Source organism: Psychrobacter sp., assembly GCF_018260395.1.
Taxonomy (GTDB): Bacteria; Pseudomonadota; Gammaproteobacteria; order Pseudomonadales; family Moraxellaceae; genus Psychrobacter.
This window is the reverse complement of the sequence record NZ_JAGLBC010000104.1, coordinates 1-4,349: the sequence shown is the minus strand read 5'-3', so window position 1 is coordinate 4,349 and position 4,349 is coordinate 1. Positions and strand designations below refer to the sequence as shown.

The window sequence follows — 4,349 nt, the reverse complement described above, 5'->3', positions numbered from 1 at the left end:
ATACGCAAAAAGACAGTACCCGCAAAATTTAACATTGATAAAACGCATATAAATGAGCAATTAAAACAAAAAATGACCAAAAGTCAGTTAATGCTAACTCATTTGTAGATTAATATAGTATTAATTTTGACCAACAATTCAATTATTAACTTATGTTGCAAATGTCAAATAATGAGATTAAAAATACTATTATCTACACTACTTTATGACTTTAATTAAGAGAATACCTTTATGCAAGTTGCAAGAATTGACCCGTTTTATAAACGCATATTTGTAGTAGTGAGCGTAGCATTAGGCTTATGGCTATTATATTTAGTTTTTCCAGTGATCGTACCTTTCCTATGCGCTTTTATTATTGCCTATCTTCTTAATCCCATTGTGGCTCGTTTGGCATATATTATGCCTCGATGGCTTGCTATTGTTATTGTTTATAGTGCAATAAGTTTTGGAATTGGCATCTTATTATGGTGGTTATTACCTAATATCTGGAATCAATTACATTATGCTTGGGATTATATGCCTAAGCTAGTTAAATGGTATAACACTGATATTCGAGTTTGGATTAATGATAATAGTCGCTTTGAACTTCCTCCATTAAAATCTGAAATCGTCTCACAAACTTTCATGGATTATTTGAGTAAAAATTATAATGTAGCGGATGCGCAGTCTTTTGCGCTTTACATTATGAATTCAGGTCTTAGTATTATAAATGTCACAGGAATTTTGGTATTAATTCCAATCCTAACTTTTTATTTTTTATTCAATTGGAATGAGCGAATCCAAACTTGGAAAAAAGCCTTACCTGCATCGAGCGCTAGTAAAGTTATTGAGATTGTACGTGATTGTGATAAAGCATTAATGGCCTTTATTAAAGGACAGTTATTGGTAATGATATTATTGGGTGTTGTCTATGCCGTACAATTACAACTAATTGGATTGGAGTTGGGGCTAACTATTGGTATGGTCGCAGGTATTGCCAGTTTTGTACCCTACCTAGGTTTTGGTATTGGTTTTATCGCGGCTATTGTCGCCGGTGTATTTCAATTTGGGTTTAACTGGTTGCAACTAGGACTTATCGTAGGCGCCTTTATGGTGGGACAAGCGGTTGAAGGCTATGTCTTACAGCCATTATTGTTAGGCGATAAAATAGGATTGTCACCTTTATGGGTAATATTTGCAGTTCTAGCAGGTGCAAGCTTAATGGGGTTTGTAGGGATGTTAATAGCATTACCGGTTTCTGCAATTATAAATGTGCTTTTTCACCATTCCTTTGAAGCGTACAAACAATCAGAATGGTATAAAGGTAGAAAGCAATATAAACTATTTGACTAGTTATTGCATTATTAGCCAATTCCTTAAGCTATTTAGATAAAATTTGGAAGTTACATTGCATTCAATTTTGGATAAATAGACTTTTCATAGTATTGACTTGTTACTATACAATTGGTCTTTATTGAGCTTTAGAAGCTTAATAAAGGCTTTTGACATATTATTGTTCATCAAATTGTGATATAAATAAGCGTTATAAAGATATATCGAGCCGAGATATTAGCCTGATGACAAATCAATTAAGTTTAAACCTAGAAGTTAGGAGAGATGCTAGCCTGAGTGATTTTTCGGGACCAGGCTGGTCGACTATAATCGACGCTGTTCGTCAACTCCACGTTGGTTTAATTGGACAGATGTATATCTATGGAAGTGGTTCGACGGGCAAAACTCACTTACTTTCAGCAATTTGTGAATCGTATATGGAGATGGAAAAGTCTGCAATTTGCTTGTCTTTAAAGGAGTTAGTCAATACTGATGTTGGTGTATTGGCATCACTTGAGAGCTTTGATTTAGTGGCTATCGATGATTTGGAAGCCATACGTTTTAGCCGAGAGTGGCAAGAAGCAATTTTCCATTTAATAAATAGAAGTCGTGAAGGTCAGGGACAGCTTATTTTTGCAGCAAAAACCCCTGCTACAGAATTACCATTTGAGCTACCAGACTTATTAACTCGTTTGATCCAATCTCCGGCTTTTAGAGTACCCGAAGGTCACAATATTGCGGACAGAAAAGCCATGCTTGAGTCTGTTATGCGTAGGCGAGGTTGGCAATTTGACCCTCGTATTACCGAGCATCTGCTTGATGAAGGCCCTCATCGTATTGGTGGCATGTTAAACATATTAAATTTGATTCAGCCTTTGTTCTCCAATTTAAATCGTGCTCATGTTTCTAAAGCTGTTATTAGTCAAGCTATTGCTATGATTGATGAACAAACGTTAATGGCTGAGCTTGAAGATATTCACCAAGAAGCACATGAAGATTTTCTTTCTAAATCCGAAGAGAGCAATGTTTACCGCGATAACATGACTTTTAATTTCTAGTATTTTCTTAAATTTATATCTGATAATCTTTAAATTGTAGCAATTAAAATATATGCTTAAAGACCTTTATCATATATAAAGTCTAAAGTAGTTATGATAAAAAGCAAAATCATAAATATTAACCTCTTAAGTATGAAAACCGAATAATTCCTATATCTCTAATTCAAGGCTAGCTCATGACTATCACTATTAATAAACATATGATCAATAAAATATTAACTTTAGCAGGTATCGGCTTATTGACTGCTACTTTCGCTCACGCAGAAGTGCAACTTGACGTTGATGAAAATATTAAAGTAACTGCAATTAATGGTCAGGAAGTTAATACAAGCGCCTTTCAACCTATAAAAAAGAGCTTTACTTTACAGCCTGGTAAACATGTAATAACTGCTAAATATGACCGTTTGTATGATCTCCGATCTGATGATCATGACTATTTACACTCTGGAAATGTAACAGTTACTGCAGATATGCAAGACAATCAATCCTATCGCTTGACTATGCCTGGTCAGCCTGAGAATTATGAAGATGCAAGAAAGTACGTAAAATCTCCAACATTAGCAGTAGTACAAGGTAATCAGGTTATTGCTAAAGCCACTGGTGCAGAAGTACAAAGGGGACTGTTATCAGGACTAACTTCTTTATTTGGAAGTAACGATGCTCAGTTTGAAAATCAAAAAGCTATAGCAGCGATTGATAATAATGGTAATGTATCAAATAGCTCGAATAACAATGCCATTGCTCCAATAAGCGCTAATAATACTCAAGCAAATACATTAGACAGCTTTATGCAGTTATGGTTACAAGCTACACCAAATGAGCGTGAAAAGATTCGTCAATGGATTCAAAAATAGATCATAATTCAAATATGCTTATAACTTAAAGTTAACTCATAAAGCCTAACAATTTGTTTGTTTTTATTATTAAAAATCTCTTTAAAAACATAAACCCTTCAGTTTGCTGAGGGGTTTTGTCGTTTTCAACCAGTACGATTCATCTTAAAAATGCAAATCCCAATACGGCATAACGGCTTTACAATCTAGCATAGTTTTAAAATGGCGACTTTGATACTATATTCAAAGTTGACTGATAGCTATTGAGTAAATTTATTTTGATAAGTTATCTTTTAAAATATTAATAGCTACAAAGCAAACAAGCGATAAATACATCAATTATAAATAAGGATTATGATTATGGCACATTTACGATTAGGTGATGATGCACCAAACTTTGATGCTCCGACTACTGAAGGTGATATTAATTTTTATGATTGGGCAGGGGATAGTTGGGTAGTATTATTTTCACATCCAGCTGATTTTACACCAGTCTGTACTACTGAATTAGGTCGTGCTGCAGCTTTAAATGGTGAGTTTCAAAAACGTAATGTTAAGCCTATTTGCGTCTCTGTTGATGATGTAGAAGATCACAAAGCCTGGGCAAAAGATATCGGTGAAACTCAAGGCACCGCGATGAACTTTCCAATCATTGGTGACGAAAATAAAACAGTAGCTGAATTATATGACATGATTCATCCCAATGTGGCCACAACTCATACAGTGCGTAGCGTATTTATCATCGATCCAAATAAAAAAGTTCGTTTGACGTTGACGTATCCAGCTAGTGTAGGTCGTAACTTTGACGAGATTCTTCGTGCTATTGACGCGCTACAGTTAACCGATAAATATAACGTAGCTACACCAGTAAATTGGAAAGATGGTGATGATGTTATTATTCCTCCTAGCATAAAAACTGAAGATATTTCTGAAACAGATTATCCAAAAGGCTTCACTGAAATCAAACCTTACCTACGCACCACTCCACAACCTGATAAGTAGCTAAAATTATTTATGGTAAGATTTTAATTGCATAAACTACAAATTAAATCTGTCTTAAAATGGCTCTCATAATTAAATATGAGAGCTTTTTTATTTGTTCATTGTTTAACAAATATTGATATAGTGTTATGCATTGAATTTGATA

The 4,349-nt window shown here is 34.4% G+C and carries 4 protein-coding genes; all 4 read left to right on the top strand.

Annotation, left to right across the window (positions count from 1 at the left end):
* Positions 1-231: 231 nt before the first annotated feature.
* Positions 232-1,332, top strand: a complete 1,101-nt coding sequence (locus QZ265_RS08205; RefSeq protein WP_296405181.1) for an AI-2E family transporter — start codon at positions 232-234, stop codon at positions 1,330-1,332.
* A gap of 224 nt (positions 1,333-1,556) precedes the next feature.
* On the top strand, positions 1,557-2,369 hold the full coding sequence (locus tag QZ265_RS08200) for a DnaA/Hda family protein (RefSeq protein WP_296405179.1): 813 nt from the start codon (positions 1,557-1,559) through the stop codon (positions 2,367-2,369).
* 176 nt (positions 2,370-2,545) lie between these two features.
* Positions 2,546-3,223: a DUF2057 family protein gene (locus QZ265_RS08195; RefSeq protein WP_296405177.1), complete on the top strand. Its 678-nt coding sequence runs from the start codon at positions 2,546-2,548 to the stop codon at positions 3,221-3,223.
* Positions 3,224-3,562: 339 nt separating this feature from the next.
* Complete coding sequence (locus QZ265_RS08190; RefSeq protein ID WP_296405175.1) at positions 3,563-4,204, top strand: peroxiredoxin; 642 nt, start codon at positions 3,563-3,565, stop codon at positions 4,202-4,204.
* The last annotated feature ends 145 nt before the right edge of the window (positions 4,205-4,349 follow it).

Coding starts and splice junctions, on each gene's coding strand:
- QZ265_RS08190 (WP_296405175.1), top strand. CDS start 3,563: ATGGCACATTTACGATTAGGTGATGATGCACCAAACTTTGATGCTCCG.
- QZ265_RS08200 (WP_296405179.1), top strand. CDS start 1,557: ATGACAAATCAATTAAGTTTAAACCTAGAAGTTAGGAGAGATGCTAGC.
- QZ265_RS08195 (WP_296405177.1), top strand. CDS start 2,546: ATGACTATCACTATTAATAAACATATGATCAATAAAATATTAACTTTA.
- QZ265_RS08205 (WP_296405181.1), top strand. CDS start 232: ATGCAAGTTGCAAGAATTGACCCGTTTTATAAACGCATATTTGTAGTA.